The following is an 18,439-nucleotide window of genomic DNA, read 5'->3' as shown; positions in this document are numbered from 1 at the left end:
AAATCCATCACGCCTACATGATAGGATCTTATTAGCCAATGTTTTGTATTAGTCGGTGAATCTTTCCCACACGCTCTCATACATTAAAAAGACGGCTTATGGAGTCGTATATTGCACTTTATCTCCATTATATTTTCTCCAAGCTACATATGATAATGTAAGAACAATGATACTTCCGGTAGTCGCCATCATCCATATAAGGGAAGGACTGATCTCTTCTTCTTTCATTTTATGAAATAAATTTTGCAAGTCTTGTTCCATCTGCTCCAGTTGTTTCAATCGGGACTGTTCGTTTATACTTGAAGGTGAATTTAAAAACGCCAGATGGGCATCCATGCGCTGAACGTATTCTTTTCTTATATCAACTTGAACACTTGGAAGAATCATTTCATATTGTGATAAAAAAGAATGATATTCGTCCTCAAAAGAACGCTCATCTCCAGTGGACACCGTTGTCTTTAATTGACTGAATGCCCCCATTATGGTCCCTTCCATCTCTGTCCAAAGGGGCTGATGTTCACTTTGAAGGGCATCTACCAAGAGGCGGAAACTAGTTACTTTTCTTACCTTTTCGGCTTTCTCCAATGCATCAGTTTTCAAGGCGGCTGATGCTTCTTCATGGATAACCGTTAACATTCGAATATTTTCGGGCGACAACTTTAGCCAATCATGACGAGATTGCTCTAATCTCTGAGGAAACTGCTCTAACAAAGCAGCCGCCTCTTCATATCGTTCCTGTTTTGTAAGCTGCAGCACCTCATCCGATAACTCATTGAGCACTCCTTCATTTATCGTTTCTGCATATGTCAGCGGTTGGAGGCTCAATAAAATAAGCATCACCATCACGATTATTTTCCCCTTCATTCTTGTCCCTCCTCTAAGTTCTACTAAACTTTATGTAGAGGTGGACAAGAGTAGACCTGTTTCTTTTTCATTTACGGCAATGTTCGGATAAAGTTTTGAGTGTAATATTTTTGATGCACGCCAACCCCTAAATAAGTAAAATCCTTATTTAACAATGCCTTTCGATGCCCTTCACTGTTCAACCACCCTTCAACTGCCGCTGCACTATCTTGATATTGAGCAGCGATATTTTCGCCTGCCATCGTAAAGAGAACTCCCCCTGTTTTCAACCGATTGCCAAGGTCGCCGGTTGTGGGAGACACATGAGAAAAATATTGGTGATCACTCATATCCTTACTATGCTTGTAGGCTACGGTCGCCACTTTATCATTCCAAGAAAGGGGTTTTAAGTTATGGCGGGAACGGATAACATTTGTAATATCCAATATTTGCAGCTCTGCCCCCTTCTCGACTTCTTTCCATTGATCTTCTCCCAACGGCTCGGCATTCACAAGGGAACCTCGATATGACAATTCATATGGCCGCTGCTTCAATAACGTTTCTTCATCCATTATCCGTATACTTGACAATGTATCTAAAAAGTGGTCGAAATATAACTGAACAAATACATTGCCATGGCGAATGAGGGGTCTTTTTTCGAGATCTTCTTCAGACAGTTCAAAACGATACTCTCCGCCTTTGTATTCAAATTGGAGATGGAGAGGCGAAGACACTTCACTCATAATTGCAGTCCGTTTTCCCCCTATTTGAAAAGGGCTTGCCTTCACGTCTTTACCAATGGCATATACTGTCACAACCTGACCATCTAAAACTCCCATTTGTATATATGAATGAGGGGAATTTTTATAAATCCACCATTTGTAATCATAAGCGGAGGAGTCAATTCGCTCCGGCTCGCCTAGTATTCCAATGATTTCTTCTTCGTTTTTTCCCATAAACTGAAAAATGTCGCCTGTTTCAATAGCCGTAATGTTTTTTTTCGTCTCTGGCTCCTTTTGTTCCAGGGAAAAATTAGCCTCCTCAGAGTGAAAAATAGGGAAATAATCATATGCGTACATAAAAAAGCATGTTGCTGCTACTATAAATAAAATTTGTTTCAGTTTTCAGTCACTCCTTACTGCTCATTCTAATTCACCCCGCTCTAACGGGCAGTCCCCCTGCTATTTAAAGGTTTACTCTAATATATATTCACCATCCTTCCAACTTCATCCTTACTTTTTTAGCACGATTTCCCCACTCCTATACATATAAGAAGCCAATCTTACCACTTATACGTATGAAAAAAGATTTTGTTTCAATTTTATTCACTTTCAAATTTGCTGAGAGCATGTGAAAAGATCTTTCGAACAAATGATTCAAAAATGACCAAAGCCACTATAGTTATGTAAAGAGACCCATTCAAAAAAAGATGGATCATCCGATTTCACTCAGTCAAAAGAGAAAAAGGACGATCCATCTGCTGACGAATATTTATTACTTTAATTTAGTATGTGACTTTTCTTTATTTTTAATGAAGAGGTTCTGAAATTTCCGCTAAGGCAACGCCCGCTTTTTGATCGGAATACTTATTTGTAGCTAAGTCACCTAGCGCTACAATACCAACAAGTTGTCCATTTTGCACAACCGGCAAACGGCGAACTTGATGCTGCGCCATCAGTTGAGATGCCTCTTCTACCGACATATCAGGGGAAACTGTAACTAGATGCTCACTCATCACATCTGTTACTTTTTGTGAGTTCGGTTTTCGCTCTGCAATGCCTCGAATGACTAAATCACGGTCAGTAATCATCCCCATAACTTGACCATTCTCTACAATTGGTATTGCACCCACATTAAGCTCCTTCATTTTAGAAGCAACTTCATATACATTATCAAGTGTGGTACACGCCTCTACATTAGTTGTCATTACATCGCGAACCGTCTGCATGTCATAACTCCTCCTTTTTAATATACAGTTAAAAAGACAGTATGCCTTTTCATCTTCTAGTATGAGCAAAACCGTTAAATTTGCTCAAGGAAATTGACGGCTTTTTAACAAGAATTTTCTTGAAGTTGGGGAATATTACGTATGATGTCATTGCAACTTCTTTCCATTCGTACTATTATTAAGCAAGGGAGTATATGTTTTAGGAGGGAATACATATGAAATTTGAAAACACTGGAATAGAAAACCTAACAGCGGATTTAACTCGCTTAGATGAAATAATGGAAGACCTTGGATTAGTTCGTGCCGGTCAATGGGACTATGAGCGCGTAACATACGATCGCAAATTTGAACTTCAAAAGGATGTTTATTACTTACGTGTTCAAGGTTATGCGGTTGAAGGTGATGTAGGAGCACATCATGCTGCCATTAAACTAATGACTCCGCTTCTTGGCAAACATTATTATCCACACGGTGTGGAATACGGAGAAGGCGAAGACTTCCCGAAATCGCTAGTAGATCAATGTACAAAAATTCTAGCTGAAGTAAAGGCAAAAGTGGAAGCGGTTAACGCGTAAGCAATTATCGCAGCAACCAACAAAAAGGATCAAGCCGGAATAAAATATTCCGGCTCGATCCTTTTTTGCATGCTTGTAACAGGATGGTGCGGTGACAGAAATTTTCTCATCATGGATCTACAATAACTTTTTTTATATAAATTCTTATGTCTTTAACATTCAACCCTGTCATCAGTTCGAACTCTTTCTTGACCATTTGCTGCAGTTCTTCACACTTTTTTAAAAGAGATTGGGTTAAAGAAGCCGCTACAATCAAGTCCAGGTTAACTATTGATGATCTTCGGCTCTTTCTTTGCTCAGTTGGCACACCAAAGTTATATTGTAATAACGATAAATGTCGATCAAATTTGCGACTATATTCTTCGAAGCAAATGGTTAAGATTATCTCGGCAATAGAAGGATGAATCGGCCACTCTTTTTTCTGCTTCGACACAAACGATCTCCCTCTTTTCTTTATCCATCATTATTTATTATAGTATGCTGATATTATCGAAATGGGAATGTTGATTAAAAGAAATCCAAAAAATGAGGAGTTTTTTGTGTAATGATTTCTGCAAATTTTTCCGTCTCTTGTACATCCCCTGTGATTTTTCCCATTTGACTTAATTGCTTAACTGATCGGTATCCTAACAAGACGGCAGTCAATGTTTGAATATCAAGCTGAAGACCTCGCTTCGGAGGATGTGCACATGTACTGCCCTCTGTTCCTTTTAGAAAGGCGGTCACTAGCCCGTTTTTAATGTGATACGTTCCATTATTCCATGGGCAATGTTTGTCATAAAGATGAAGGAAAACAGAATGTTCATCTACTTTAAATGGATATAATTTCAAAAAAGCAGGTGCATCTATGATTCTTCCCATAAAATATGGGAACGTCGTTTGTTTACAATGGGGGTTGTCCAATAAAAACAGCCATGCTTCATCCCCTGCCCACCGTATGGAAAGCTGGTTGACCATTGAATCGTGCTGGCAAATAAAATTCCAAAGAATCTTGAATGCTTGCTCATTTAAAGGAATAAATTCTTCTACTTCAAATAGTTTATTTTCTATTTTGTACATCATATAGCCCACTACTTGCTGCTGGTCGTCTAACGCTGCCACAAAGTGAAAACTGTGACTCTGAACATGATTCAGCCACCAAAGTTTATTACGTTTCAGCATCCCATTATAAAGTTGACTGAACTGTTCATATACATCATTAAGAACTTCCCATTCCTTTTCGATGTTTATTCTCTTTACCATGTCATTTACAGACTGAAATGGTACGAGATGCTCTTTTGACAGCTCATAGCTGTTTTTATCAGCGATCAGCTCCCAGCCATATTTACGGTAAAAACTCACCTTGAAAGGGTGTAAATAGGAAAGCATATGCCCATCTTTTTTCATTTCTTTGAGTGCATGCATGATAAGAGAAGCGACATTTCCATGTCTTCTATACTCAGGCCAAGTCGCGACTCCCGCAATTCCTCCCATGGAAACAGGTTGTCCTTCAATCCATACCTGATGGGGAAGAATGTGCAATTTTGACTCTATGTCATTATTCTCATCATAGACAGCCCAAATTTGCTGTCTTTCCAACATCCTCTTTTTCTGATTTTTTTGCTCTTCTGTTAATGTATACTGAAAGGCATATTGTGATAAAGCCAAAACATCCTCATATTCTTTTTCACCTACTGTTCTTATTGATGACATACATGTTTCCTCCTTCCCATCTTTTTCTATTTTAATATGTTATGTTCCCATTACGCCAGTCCTGGATGAAGAAGACAAAAAAATCGCTCTTGCTTTCTTTTAAGAAAGCAAGAGCGATTTCCGATACTAAAATCCTAAGATCGCTTTAATAACAGAAGTAGTTTCCCCGCCGCGGTAAAAGATGTAAAGAAGCAAATAAACAGCTACACCTGTAATTGCCGTAAAAAACCAAATGATGCTTGTAATGGGCCCTAATTTTTTATGTTTAATCAATTGGTTTTTATAGCCTGTCAGCAGCGTCACAATACCAAAAACAGCTCCCGTTGTGGCGAGGAAAATATGAAAGATCAAAAACAGTGTATAATAAATCTTCAAGTGATCGGGTCCGCCAAAACTTGTATTTCCGATAAAAATGGTTCTAGAAGCGTAGATGATAAAGAAAATAAGAGCAAAGACTGCTGCCCAAAACATCGTCTTTTTATGAGCTTCAACTTTCCCCTGTTTAATTAAATACCAGCCAACGGCTACGGTAATGGCACTTAATACAATAAAGGTTGTACTAATCGTCGGTAAAATGGGTATCATCGTTGTATCCTTTCTTCCTGTTTATCTTTCTTAAGGCTTTAATCCTGAAGGGACATCTGCAACTGAGATATCGGTCCCATCTTTTTGACGTTCCGCACGAGCCCATTGAAAGAAAATATAAGCTAACATTGTTCCATACACAAGTTCCTGAATGACTTTCATTACAATACCGCCCAACTGTTGATCTTCTACCAGTGGGAGCATATTAAACATTTCAGGTCCAATTAAATTTAAATTTGCCAACATGTCAGAAGGGACACAAAGCGCCAAAGCATTTGCCCATGCTTGCGGGTCTGTGTATGTAGCATATAGCGGATCTTTGGCAAAAATAATAAGTGCACATGCTGGAGTCAACAAGATGCCATCTCCAAAAATGTACCCTACTTTCTTAATGGGCGTCAATGTCTGATGCTCTGGGAATTGATTAAGAAGCGGCCACCACATGAAAAAGGCTGCGATAAAAATGGCAGTCGTAATCATGGAATGCAACATGCTGTTCGTTTTCATAACATCAAAAATTAAAGGAATATGATAAAGCGAAAAGATTCCATTAAAAACTAAAATGGCAATTAACGGTTTTGAAAAAAAGTTAAAGAAAGGCTTAACCATTTTGTATTCAATGATCGTTCGTATAAACCAATCCGGCAGTCCTAAAATAAGGAGAGGAACAACCACTAAATACAATACCGCCATTTGAGTCATATGGGCACTGAACATGATATGCCCTAAAAGGTCAATTGGGGATCCTTTTACCAAATATAAAAGAATCATGCTCGATACAAAAAAAACTTTTGTTTTTGTTGCAACTGGTGCACTGTTTTTAAAATGCGGACGCAAATATCCAATTAAAGTAAAGTAAAGAGCAATAAACCCAATCGTAAAAATTAAAAATACGGGACTCCACAATGCCTGAAATCCAAAAATCTGCAAATTTTCCATAAAATATCACCTCAAATTGTCAGTGACCAATTAATTATATTATACATAAAAAACTTTGAAGCCTGCAATGAAACATTATATGAACATTTTGCTATAAGATTCATTATATATTAATAGATCAACCAAATTTTCTATCCATTGGATCAGGATAAAAATAATGGAGTTGGCAAAATGCCAACTCCGTTATTTTTACCACCAAACGATAGTTACGAAAGTTAATACCGTAATCAATCCAACCATTGCACCAGAGTATAAAAATAACGCTGGAACTTCATGACCTTTATGACTCATATGCATGAAATAGTAAAGTTGGAAAAGTAATTGAACGACAGCAAGAAGAATGATAAACGGCACTGTGAACCAGCCGCTAAATTGCTCATTTCCTACTGCAAAAAACGCGATAAGTGTTAAGAAAATCATGAGAGCAAAGGAAATCACTTGCATCTTCATGTCTTCCGCATTCTTTTTTCTACGGTACTCTAAATCAACCTTTGGGTTCGCTGAAGTTGAATGATTTGTCGCCATCAGTTTATCCCACCATTCCCATTAAATATACAACCGTAAAGATGAATACCCATACAACGTCGATAAAGTGCCAGTAAAGGCTGGCTACATAAAACTTAGGTGCGTTATATAAGTTTAGGCCGCGTTTCGCATTGCGAATCATTAGAGTTAGAATCCATAAGAGACCAACTGCCACGTGTCCTCCGTGGAAGCCGACCAATGTATAGAACGCTGAACCGAATGCACTGCTTTTAAATGTATGACCATATTCATGTACATAATGATTAAACTCATAAATCTCTAATCCTAAGAAACCGGCACCTAAAAGTACAGTTACTCCAAGCCAAAGCATCATTTTTGAGAAATTAAAGTTTTTCATATGATACATTGCATACACACTTGTTAAACTACTTGTTAATAAGAGCATTGTCGCAACAAACACAAGCGGTAAATCAAAAATTTCTTGGGTTGTCGGACCATTTGCTGTATGATCCTTCAATGCTAAATATGTCGCAAAAAGCGATGCAAAAAGTACGGTCTCTCCGCCAAGGAAAAGCCAGAAGCCTAAAAACTTATTTTTACCTTCAAGGGTGGCTTTTTCAGGCGATGCCGGAAAGGTTTCGGGTGTTAATTTTTCATTAAGTTCCATTATGCCTTAGCCCCCTTGTCATCGTCTTTTAGTAAATCTTCTTTATGAATATGATAACCAAGATCATCAATCCAAGAACGCAAGAACATACTTAACAATGTGATTAGCATACCCACTGCACCGACGATATCTCCCCATGCCGCTTCATTACGATGCAAGAAGCCATATGCAGCAACGAATAAGCCTAGTGACATAACGAAAGGTATGAATGAATTGTTTGGCATATGAATATCTCCTACAGGTTCTGCTGGAGTCATACCTGTTTTACCATCCATCTTTTCTACCCATAAAGCATCCAAGCCGCGAACTAACGGAGTTTGCTTAAAGTTGTATTCAGGCGGCGGAGATGAAATGGCCCACTCTAATGTACGCCCGTCTTCCCATGCATCTCCTGCTGCTTGTTGTCCATTCATGCTTGTTTTGATAACATTGATCAATAAAATAATCGTAGCGGCTGCCATAAAGAAAGCACCGATTGAACTGATTAAGTTTCCTGTTTCTAACCCTTGTCCAGGTAAGAACTTCCAAATACGACGCGGCATACCCATTAAACCAAGGAAATGCTGAATAAAGAATGTTAAATGGAAACCGATCAAGAATAACCAGAATGTCATTTTGCTAAGTGTTTCATTTAACATGCGGCCAAACATTTTTGGCCACCAGTATGTGACACCAGCTAAGATTCCAAATACTACCCCGCCTACGATTACGTAGTGGAAGTGGGCTACTACGAAGTAGCTGTCATGATATTGATAATCGGCAGGAGCTGCCGCATTCATTACACCTGTTACCCCACCCATAACGAATGAAGGAATGAAGGCTACTGCATAAAGCATTGGTGAAGTAAATTGGATGCTTCCGCCCCAAAGTGTCAATAACCAGTTAAAGATTTTAATACCGGTCGGTACAGCGATTGCCATTGTGGCAACTGCAAAGATCGCATTCGCGATCGGCCCTAACCCAGTTGTAAACATGTGGTGAGCCCATACCATGAACCCTAAGAAACCGATTAACACAGTTGCGAATACCATTGAAGAGTATCCGAATAAACGCTTTCTTGAGAATGTTGCAAAAATTTCAGAAAAAACACCGAATGCAGGAAGTATAAGTATGTATACTTCAGGGTGTCCGAAAATCCAGAATAAATGCTCCCAAATAATCGTATTACCGCCTAAAGCTGGATCAAAGAAATTCGAACCGAATAAACGGTCAAAAATCATTAAAAATAAACCAACTGTTAACGGAGGGAATGCAAATAAAATTAATGCAGATGCTACAAATGTTGACCATGTGAATAGCGGCATACGCATATATGTCATACCCGGTGCACGCATGTTAATAATCGTAACAAGGAAGTTAATCCCCCCGATTAATGTACCCGCACCAGAAATTTGAAGACCTAATGCATAAAAGTCAATTCCATGGCCTGGTGAAGCTAATGATAATGATGCGTAAGATGTCCATCCAGCATCAGGTGCTCCTCCCATGAACCATGATAAATTCAAGAACACACCGCCAAAAAAGAATAACCAAAAACCTAATGAGTTTAAAAATGGAAACGCAACGTCACGAGCACCAATCTGCAATGGCATGACCGCGTTCATTAAAGCGAATAAAAGAGGCATCGCAGCTAAGAAAATCATTGTTGTTCCGTGCATTGTTAAAATTTCGTTGTAAAGACCACCACTTACGAAATCATTGTTCGGAACCGCAAGCTGGATACGTATGAATAAAGCTTCAAGACCACCAACGAGGAAGAAAAATCCCCCGGCAATTAAATAAAGGATAGCGATTTTTTTATGGTCTACTGTTGTCAAGTAGTCCCATATTACAGCGCCAGCTCCTTTTTTCTGAGTTAACGTACTCACGGTTTTACCTCCCTTTCATAAAACTCCCCAAGTTCACCAGCTTACTTAAGTTTCAGAGACTCTAGATATTTTGTTAATTGATCGATTTGCTCGTCTGATAACTCACCATATGTGCCAGTCATCTTGTTACCTGGTTTAAAGTATTCAGGATCTTTTAACCAAGCTTTAATATTTTCTTCATTGTGCTCTAAGACTCCCGCAACTTTTTCACGATCTGCAAATCCAGCTAAGTTTGGAGCTTGACGAGCTTGCTCTGGACGATTATCTTGTGCTTCGACTGCGTGACAGCCAATACAGCTTTTAGAGAAGAGCTCTTCTCCTGCTTTTACGTCAGCATCAGCTGCGGCCACTTGCGGTTTTGCCGTCTTCATGTCTTCTACCCAAGCATCAAATTCATCTTGTGATAGCGCTTTTACTTTAAAGTCCATTAACGCATGTGACGGTCCGCAAAGCTCCGCACATTTACCGTAAAATATGCCGCCTGCTTCTTCAGCTTTTTTCGAATCGAACTCTAACCAGAATTGGTTAACCACATCTGTATTTGTATCCATTTTTCCTCCGACAGCCGGAATCCAGAATGAATGCTTTACATCAGAAGCCTTTAGGTTGAAATAAACTTTTTGATCTGTCGGAACGACAAGATCTTGAGATGTAACAACTTTTTGGTTAGGATATTCGAATTCCCACCAATAAGCATTTGCACGAACGTTAATAATCATTGCATTTTCTTTGTTCTTGCCTTCCATCTCTTTTACATCTGCAAGCTTAAACGTATAAGCTACAGTAGGAACTGTTAAAATAATTAATAATAGAATAGGAATAACAGTCCAAATCATTTCTAGTTTGTGACTTCCTTCTACTTGCTTCGGAATCACACTTTCGTCTCCTTTGCGACGACGGAAGCGAACCACTACATAAATAAAGATAATGGTAACAACGATAATAACGAGTACCATGATCACAGTGCTAAGCAGCATAAGGTCATACTGCATGCTTGCTACTTCACCAGCTGGTTGTAACGTCGATAAGAACGGTTTACCACAGCCGGCTAATAAAAGCGCTATCATGCTGAATAAAGACATGATTCGCCATTTTGGTAGCCAGTTTTTCATAGCGTATCCAAACCCCTCTTTCCTTGATGTGTAAATTCCTTCTATATTCAATTCTATTTTAGAAGAAATTCCTTAAATTAAGGCCTTGTTAATGATTAATGGGTATGTACTCAACCCATTTTTGAGTAATCCAAAAAATGGGTTGAATCAAAATATGAATAGTTAACAGAGCCTAAATTAAAGTAGCAATAACCATCGCAACAAACATAATCGTTAAATAATTTAACGAATACACAAACATCATGCTTGCCCATTTTGTATCTTCCATTTTTTTATACTTAATGCCCCCTAGAAATAACCACCCTACATTAAGAAGAGTAGCTAACCCTAAAAAAATCGGACCCAATCCATGGAGGTAAAATGGAAGCGGCATTAAGCAAGCAATCCAAATCATGATTTGTCGCTTTGTTATTTCGAAGCCGTGAACTACAGGAAGCATCGGTATTCCGGCCGCTCTGTATTCTTCACATCGTCTCATAGCAAGTGCTAAGAAATGTGGCGGCTGCCAAATAAACATAATTAAGAATAGCACCCAAGCTACAATGTGCAGATTACTGTCAACAGCTGCCCACCCGATTAATGGCGGTACCGCTCCAGACACACTGCCCACTACTGTGTTGATAGTATATAAACGCTTAGACCACATCGTGTAAAAGAAAACATATGTCACTACACCAACAAGCCCGATAAGCGCGGCCGTTACACTTGTAATCATAAGCATGAGTAAACCTGTTAAAGTAAAACCTACTCCCATTAGAAGTACGGTCACGGGGTTAAATCTCCCTGTTACGGTTGGTCTTCCTTTTGTTCGTTCCATTAAGTGATCGATATCGCGATCGACATAATTATTTAAACTGCAAGCCCCTGCAATAATCATTGCCGTGCCAATCATCGAAAAAAAAGCGAGATCGAGCGCCCCTAAGAAACTTTTCCCATTGAAATATAATGCCAGCCAAAAGCCGGTAAATGCTGTGATAAGGTTCGAATTGACAATCCCTATTTTTATTGTTGCCAAAAAGTCTTGCCACAGACTCGTTTTTTCTATTGAATGAGGACCATTGTTTGAAGCAGATATGGTTGTTTCCTCTAATGCCCTCGTGTCATTCATCATATTCCCTCCTTTATCCTTCATCCCTCTTTATTCATCCATAGTAATCCCTGTAAATATTTTCTCATATTATCATAGTTTGAGATTAATTTGAAATGCGCTTTTATCAACCAAAACAGATGAAGGCGTTTCCAAGGTCAGCACACAAAAGGAGATACCAAAAATTGTATACTACTATATAAATATTAGAACATGTTTCACGTGTATATTAAAACACATTTTCAACCAATTTTGTGAAGAAAATATGAAAAAAATATGTATTTTTTTTGTCAAGTCCTTGAAATGACGTATTCCAGCTTGCTTCTTTTATCGTTTTAAATTTAAAATAGTGAAATGCAATAACTCTCCACATTTGTACTATAGATATAGTATAAAAATAGACCTTTACCATCATTGACAAAAAAAACCAAAATTATGACGATTTTTCGTTTTTTTTGTTGTATTTGCTACTATAATACCAAAAAAATCGATGGATGAGGGCATATTTCGAAAAATATTACATTTTTTCTCATTTTTATTATTATTTTTATTGATATAATAAAAACGCGAATGAAAGATTATATGTTATTTGTTTTTTTGCTTTTCACATTTTTACTAACGAATCGCAGCATAGGATGGTGAAATAGATTGCAACGAGGATTAAAATGGTTGGCCGTTTCAACAACACTTGTCATGCTTCTTATTTTATTAGGAGGAGCGCTCGTCACTAAAACAGAATCTGGAGCGGGTTGCGGTAAATCATGGCCGCTTTGCCATGGTGAGCTTATACCAAGTGACATTACGCCGGAGCTCGTAATCGAATTGAGTCACCGAGTTGTTTCCGGTGCAGGAGGACTTCTTGTTTTAGCCCTGTCTGTTTGGTCATGGTTTGCATTAAAACATATAAAAGAAGCTAGATTTTTAGCTGTCGTTTCTTTCTTCTTTCTGCTCCTGCAAGCTTTAATAGGAGCTGCTGCCGTCGTTTGGGGGCAATCAGATGCGGTGTTAGCTTTGCATTTTGGTATCTCGCTTATATCATTTGCTTCTGTATTTTTATTAACATTGATGGTATTTGAAGTTGATAAGAAATTTGATGCCAGTTCGGTTTTGCTGGACTCCAAAATGAAGTTCCACATTTACGGCATTATCATCTATAGCTATATCGTTGTTTATACAGGTGCATTGGTACGTCATACAAATGCTAGTTTAGCTTGCCCTTCTGTACCGTTCTGCTCTCAAAATCGATTCTTTCCTGTTCAAATGCATGAGTGGGTACAAATGGGCCATCGCTTTGCAGCTACCTTAATTTTTGTATGGATTTTAATTGCTTTTATTCATGCGTATAAATACTATCGAAATCAAAAAGTTGTATATTATGGATGGATGGTTGCTTTTATCCTTGTATCCTTGCAGGCAATTTCTGGTGTAATGATCATCTTTACCCGTTTAAACTTGTTTGTCGCTCTTCTACATGCCTTAATCATTTCATGTTTGTTCGGCGTCCTGAGTTATCTAACCTTGGTCGCAACACGAAGCAAAACAAAATGATTCTCCTAATTAAAATGAATAAGTTGCTCAAAAAAGAACCGCCCGCTTTTCTTTCCAGAAAAGCGGGCGGTTCTTTTCAAAAGGCAGTCCCATAACCCTCTACTAAAACATAAAAACTGATTTTTACTGAAAGGCCCCGTCACATAATCCCTTGGTTTTACTGGATTTTCATGACGGGGCGAGGCCTTTCAGGAGAATGGATCAAAAGGGTTTCTTTTTTCCCTTTTGACCCATTCTCTTTTATTATTTTGTTAACTCAAGGAGCAAGTCTCCTGTTTGAATGGCATCGCCGTTTTTCACATAAATATCTTGGACCGTGCCGGAAAACGGAGCTTGAACAGTCGTTTCCATTTTCATCGCTTCTGTAATCATAAGATGGTCACCTTTTGAAACCTTTTCACCCTTTTCGACAAGAAGTTTCAATACCGTTCCCGGCATGGAGGCACCAATATGATTTTGATTGCCAGCGTCTGCTTTCGCTCTCGTTTGGACCGTCGTTTTAATGCTTTCATCCTTAATAATAACCTCACGGGATTGCCCGTTTAATTCGAAGTAAAGGATACGTGTTCCATCTGCTTGAGGCTCGCCAATCGAAACAAGTTTGACAATCAGCGTTTTTCCTTTTTCGATTTCTACTTCGATTTCCTCCCCGAGACGCATGCCGTATAAGAATGTTGGGGTGTCGAGTACTGAAATATCTCCATACTGCTCTACCGTTTTTTGATATTCCATAAATACCTTCGGATATAGTGCATGAGCGATGACTTCATGGCTTGTGACCGGACGATTTAAAGAATGATACAATGTCTCTTTAATCTCTTGGAAGTCTACAGGCTCCAATAGTTCTCCAGGACGAACCGTGATTGGCTCTTTTCCTTTTAAAATAATGCGTTGAAGCTCTTTTGGGAATCCGCCATGAGGCTGTCCTAAATACCCTTCAAATAATTCGACTACAGAATCCGGAAAATCGAGTGTCTCGCCGCGCTCATAAACATCATCTTCCGTTAAGTTATTTTGGACCATATAAAGCGCCATGTCTCCCACTACTTTTGAAGAAGGCGTTACTTTTACGATGTCGCCAAACAGTTGATTCACGCGGGAATACATCTCCTTGACTTCTTCCCAACGATCTCCCAGCCCTACCGCTTTGGCTTGCTGCTGCAGGTTGCTGTATTGCCCGCCCGGCATTTCATGAACATATACTTCCGTGTGAGGAGCATTCATGCCGCTTTCGAAGTCAATGTAATATTTGCGAATATCTTCCCAATATTGAGAAATTTGTTCCAATCCTTGAATATTGACTTGTGGTCTGCGATTATTGCCTTCTAACGCATAGTATAAAGAGTTCGCGCTTGGCTGTGATGTAAGTCCCGCCATGGAGCTGACTGCTACATCAACAATATCGACTCCTGCCTCAATCGCCTTTGCATACATAAATACGCCGTTTCCGCTTGTATCATGGCTGTGCAAGTGGATTGGGATATCTACCGTTTCTTTCAAAGCGGAAATCAAATCATAGGCAGCCTGTGGTTTGAGTAGACCCGCCATATCCTTGATTCCTAAAATATGCGCACCTGATGCTTCAAGCTCTTTTGCAAGGTCTTTATAATAGTTTAAATCATACTTCCTTCTCGTCGGGTCTAAAATATCTCCCGTATAGCACATTGCTGCTTCCGCAATTTTCCCATTTTCACGTACGGAATCAATCGCTAACGTCATACCTTGAACCCAGTTTAAACTATCGAATATACGGAAAACGTCAATACCTGCTTGTGCAGACTTTTCTACAAATTCTTTGATGACATTATCCGGATAGTTCTTGTATCCAACAGCATTTGATGCACGAAGAAGCATTTGGAACAAAACATTCGGCATCTCTTTTCGCAAGTTCAATAAGCGATCCCATGGATCTTCTTTTAAGAAACGGTATGAGACATCGAATGTTGCACCGCCCCACATCTCAGCAGAAAATAAATTCGGCAATATTCGAGCAGTCGGCTCGGCAATGTGCAAAAGGTCATTTGTGCGTACACGCGTTGCTAAGAGTGATTGATGCGCATCGCGGAATGTAGTATCTGTCAGCAAGACTTCCTTCTGTTCTTTAATCCACTTTACAACTCCCTCTGCGCCCTGTGAATCTAAAATTTGCTTCGTTCCATCTGGAATCGGTTCAGAATATTTTACTTGTGGAATGCTCGGCTTGACAAATACAGGTTTTTTCTTTTTGGCAACCCCAGGAAATCCGTTCACTGTGACATTTCCAATATATGTGAGCATTTTCGTTCCACGGTCTTTTCGTTTCGGGAAGACAAACAACTCCGGAGATGAATCGATAAATGATGTATTATAGTTGCCTGTTAAGAAATTTTCGTGCTTCACAACATTCTCAAGGAACGGAATGTTTGTCTTGATTCCACGGATACGAAATTCTCTTAAGTTTCGAACCATTTTTGCCGCTGCCTGTTCAAATGTTAATGCCCATGTCGTTACTTTAACAAGAAGAGAGTCATAATACGGTGTAATAACGGCTCCTTGGAAACTGTTTCCCGTATCTAGACGCACACCAAAACCGCCTCCTGAACGATAGGCCATAATCTTTCCTGTATCAGGCATGAAATTATTTTGCGGATCTTCCGTTGTAACACGTGATTGAATAGCATAACCATGCACAATAATCTTCTCTTGCTTAGGAATTCCCACTTCATCACTATGAAGAGAGCAGCCGTCAGCAATTAAAATTTGGGATTGAACGATATCAATACCCGTAATCATTTCCGTAATGGTGTGCTCTACTTGTACACGCGGATTCACTTCAATGAAGTAAAATTTATCGTCTGCCACGAGAAACTCTACCGTTCCGGCATTTATGTATGAAACGTTTTTCATAAGATGGACAGCAGCCTCGCAGATAGCTTGACGCAAGCTTTCAGATAAAGAAACGCTCGGAGCTACCTCTACCACTTTTTGATGGCGGCGCTGCACGGAACAATCACGTTCGTACAAGTGAACAATGTTGCCTTCATTATCACCTAAAATTTGGACTTCGATATGCTTTGGATTTTCTACAAATTTCTCTACATATACCTCATCGCTTCCAAATGCCGCTTTCGCTTCTGATTTGGCACGTTCGTAAGATTCTTTTAAGCCTGCTTCACTGCGGACAATTCGCATTCCGCGGCCGCCTCCGCCAAGCGCAGCTTTAATCATAAGCGGATAGCCATGCTCTTTTCCAAAGGTTTTCGCTTCTTCTAGGCTGTCGATAGGTCCATCAGTTCCTGGAATAACGGGAATGTTTGCTTCAATTGCTTGATGGCGCGCTTTTACTTTATCGCCGAACATATCGAGATGTTTTGATTTAGGACCAATAAAAATGATGCCTTCATCTTCGCAACGTTTCGCAAATTGGATATTTTCTGACAAAAACCCATAGCCCGGGTGGATGGCGTCAACATCGTGCGCCTTTGCAATTTCAATAATATTTTCGATGTCTAAATAAGCTTCAATCGGCTTTTTTCCTTCTCCCACCAAATAAGCTTCATCTGCTTTATAGCGGTGGTAAGAACCTGTGTCCTCTTTTGAGTAGATGGCTACTGTTCGAATGTTTAATTCGTTACACGCGCGAAACACACGAATCGCAATTTCACCACGATTGGCAACGAGTACTTTTTTGATTTTCTTTGTTACAGAGCTCATGCTGTATATCCCCTTTCAAATTCTTTATTACCTTTTAAGTATAGGCCCCGTTAAATTCCCATATTAATTTTCGACTCCAGTTTTTTCAGGGTGGTCAACAAAGATAGAAATTAACAAGATCGTTTAACAGAACCAAAATATATATAGAACGATGGGGAGGCTCCCCACCGTTTTACACATCCGAATTTAAAGAGATTGTGCTGCCCTTTTCAACAGTGGCTTTTTGTTGCTGCATATTCGCTTGGTTTTTTTTATCTTTACGATAATTAACAAACATGGAAACATTTACAACAAGCCCCATTGAAATCATCAGCAATACAAGAGAAGAACCGCCATAACTAATAAACGGCAAAGGCACCCCTGTAATAGGAATTAAGCCGGTTAAACCGCCAAGATTGATAAACGACTGCAAACCGATCATCGTACCGACTCCGACACAAATTAAACTTCCGAATGGATCATCACATTTCTTGGCCAGCAACAATGTTTTGGCTACGATGAAGAATAATAATATCAAGACAACGGACACACCGAAAAACCCTAACTCTTCAGCAATGACCGCCATGATAAAATCCGTATGGGATTCTGGCAAATACCCGTACTTTTGAATGCTTCCCCCAAGACCCAATCCTTTAATCCCGCCGGACCCAATGGCCAAATAAGAGTTGACAAGCTGATAACCGGCATCTTCTGCATGTTTGAACGGATCGCCCGCTCCCGTGAAGCGCGATAGACGCTCTTCGGATACATAACCTGTCACCATTCCAATAGGGATTGCTACTAAAGCGAGGCCTATTGCCAGTCGAACCAATTTAAAAAAGGTTTTTAAACTGATTCCTGAACATGACATTACAGCTGCGGCTATCATACCAATAATCATGGCAGTTCCAAAGTCAGGCTGAACCATAACAAGACCTACAATAAGGAGAGTAATGGTAATGGGTCCAATAAATGCTTTTCGAAAGTCATTAATGTATTCTTGGCGTTTTGAAAAGACCATGGCCAAATACATGACAAGCCCAATTTTTGCAAACTCTGCCGGCTGAATGCTGGCTCCGCCAACTTTAAACCAACTCGTTGCATTTCCAGCTGTATGTCCGAGTCCAAATAACCCGAGTATAAATAAAAGTAATAGTGTGGCGGTAATGATCCCAATGCCAATTGGAATGAGTTTTAAATAGATTTTATATGGCAGTATCATTGTGGCGAAAAATACAAAAAAAGAAACTGTAAGCCATATTTTTTGACGATTGTAAAAATAATCGTAGGGCACATCAAAACGTGTCACACTCGTCACCATACTTGCACTGTAAATCATGACAAGTCCAATCGCACTTAAACACACGATGGCAATAATAATAGAATAATCGTAATAGCGAAACATTCTTTTAAACAT

The 18,439-nt window shown here is 39.3% G+C and carries 16 protein-coding genes; 2 read left to right on the top strand and 14 right to left on the bottom strand.

Annotated elements, in window-relative coordinates:
• Positions 1 to 96: 96 nt before the first annotated feature.
• The 3 genes from ypjB to BK575_RS06045 form a co-directional block, all read right to left on the bottom strand.
• Positions 97 to 864, bottom strand: a complete 768-nt coding sequence (gene ypjB / locus BK575_RS06055) for a sporulation protein YpjB (RefSeq protein WP_078409361.1) — start codon at positions 862 to 864, stop codon at positions 97 to 99.
• A 71-nt stretch (positions 865 to 935) separates the two neighbouring features.
• Positions 936 to 1,799: a CAP domain-containing protein gene (locus BK575_RS06050; protein WP_169907574.1), complete on the bottom strand. Its 864-nt coding sequence runs from the start codon at positions 1,797 to 1,799 to the stop codon at positions 936 to 938.
• A gap of 572 nt (positions 1,800 to 2,371) precedes the next feature.
• The gene (locus BK575_RS06045; protein WP_078409359.1) at positions 2,372 to 2,791 is read right to left on the bottom strand and encodes a CBS domain-containing protein; all 420 of its coding nucleotides are present in this window, start codon (positions 2,789 to 2,791) and stop codon (positions 2,372 to 2,374) included.
• Between the two features lie 215 nt (positions 2,792 to 3,006).
• Between BK575_RS06045 and BK575_RS06040 the strand changes: the two genes are divergently transcribed.
• Complete coding sequence (locus tag BK575_RS06040) at positions 3,007 to 3,366, top strand: YugN family protein (protein ID WP_078409358.1); 360 nt, start codon at positions 3,007 to 3,009, stop codon at positions 3,364 to 3,366.
• 109 nt (positions 3,367 to 3,475) lie between these two features.
• Here the strand turns inward: BK575_RS06040 and BK575_RS06035 are convergent, their stop codons facing one another.
• The 9 genes from BK575_RS06035 to cyoE all read right to left on the bottom strand — a co-directional run bounded on the left by BK575_RS06035 (position 3,476) and on the right by cyoE (position 11,823).
• Positions 3,476 to 3,799 carry an Asp23/Gls24 family envelope stress response protein gene (locus tag BK575_RS06035; protein ID WP_078409357.1) on the bottom strand — a complete coding sequence of 108 codons (324 nt, stop codon included), beginning with the start codon at positions 3,797 to 3,799 and terminating at the stop codon, positions 3,476 to 3,478.
• Between the two features lie 74 nt (positions 3,800 to 3,873).
• A complete protein-coding gene (locus BK575_RS06030; RefSeq protein ID WP_078409356.1) occupies positions 3,874 to 5,058 on the bottom strand; it encodes a GNAT family N-acetyltransferase in 1,185 nt (394 codons plus the stop codon).
• 126 nt (positions 5,059 to 5,184) lie between these two features.
• Positions 5,185 to 5,643: a DUF420 domain-containing protein gene (locus BK575_RS06025; protein ID WP_078409355.1), complete on the bottom strand. Its 459-nt coding sequence runs from the start codon at positions 5,641 to 5,643 to the stop codon at positions 5,185 to 5,187.
• 30 nt (positions 5,644 to 5,673) lie between these two features.
• Entirely contained in the window at positions 5,674 to 6,582 is a 909-nt protein-coding gene (ctaG, locus tag BK575_RS06020) for a cytochrome c oxidase assembly factor CtaG (RefSeq protein WP_078409354.1), read from the bottom strand.
• A 189-nt stretch (positions 6,583 to 6,771) separates the two neighbouring features.
• On the bottom strand, positions 6,772 to 7,107 hold the full coding sequence (gene ctaF / locus BK575_RS06015) for a cytochrome c oxidase subunit IVB (protein WP_078409353.1): 336 nt from the start codon (positions 7,105 to 7,107) through the stop codon (positions 6,772 to 6,774).
• Between the two features lie 4 nt (positions 7,108 to 7,111).
• Complete coding sequence (ctaE, locus tag BK575_RS06010) at positions 7,112 to 7,735, bottom strand: cytochrome c oxidase subunit III (protein ID WP_078409352.1); 624 nt, start codon at positions 7,733 to 7,735, stop codon at positions 7,112 to 7,114.
• Complete coding sequence (gene ctaD / locus BK575_RS06005) at positions 7,735 to 9,603, bottom strand: cytochrome c oxidase subunit I (RefSeq protein WP_078409351.1); 1,869 nt, start codon at positions 9,601 to 9,603, stop codon at positions 7,735 to 7,737. Before ctaD ends, ctaE begins: the two co-directional genes overlap by 1 nt.
• A gap of 41 nt (positions 9,604 to 9,644) precedes the next feature.
• A complete protein-coding gene (coxB, locus tag BK575_RS06000; RefSeq protein WP_078409350.1) occupies positions 9,645 to 10,715 on the bottom strand; it encodes a cytochrome c oxidase subunit II in 1,071 nt (356 codons plus the stop codon).
• Positions 10,716 to 10,887: 172 nt separating this feature from the next.
• Positions 10,888 to 11,823 (bottom strand): heme o synthase, encoded by a 936-nt coding sequence (cyoE, locus tag BK575_RS05995; protein ID WP_078409349.1) that lies wholly within the window; start codon positions 11,821 to 11,823, stop codon positions 10,888 to 10,890.
• 627 nt (positions 11,824 to 12,450) lie between these two features.
• On the opposite strand from cyoE, the gene BK575_RS05990 reads away from it, so the two are divergent.
• On the top strand, positions 12,451 to 13,350 hold the full coding sequence (locus tag BK575_RS05990) for a COX15/CtaA family protein (protein ID WP_078409348.1): 900 nt from the start codon (positions 12,451 to 12,453) through the stop codon (positions 13,348 to 13,350).
• Positions 13,351 to 13,593: 243 nt separating this feature from the next.
• Here BK575_RS05990 and pyc read toward each other — a convergent pair whose 3' ends face one another.
• Positions 13,594 to 17,043, bottom strand: coding sequence for a pyruvate carboxylase (gene pyc, locus BK575_RS05985; RefSeq protein WP_078409347.1), 3,450 nt, complete (start codon positions 17,041 to 17,043; stop codon positions 13,594 to 13,596).
• 172 nt (positions 17,044 to 17,215) lie between these two features.
• Positions 17,216 to 18,439, bottom strand: a complete 1,224-nt coding sequence (locus BK575_RS05980; RefSeq protein ID WP_078409346.1) for an FtsW/RodA/SpoVE family cell cycle protein — start codon at positions 18,437 to 18,439, stop codon at positions 17,216 to 17,218.

The organism is Priestia abyssalis (assembly GCF_002019595.1).
GTDB lineage: Bacteria > Bacillota > Bacilli > Bacillales > Bacillaceae_H > Bacillus_BA > Bacillus_BA abyssalis.
Note: the sequence above shows the minus strand (reverse complement) of the source record. Positions and strands in the feature narration are given on the sequence as shown.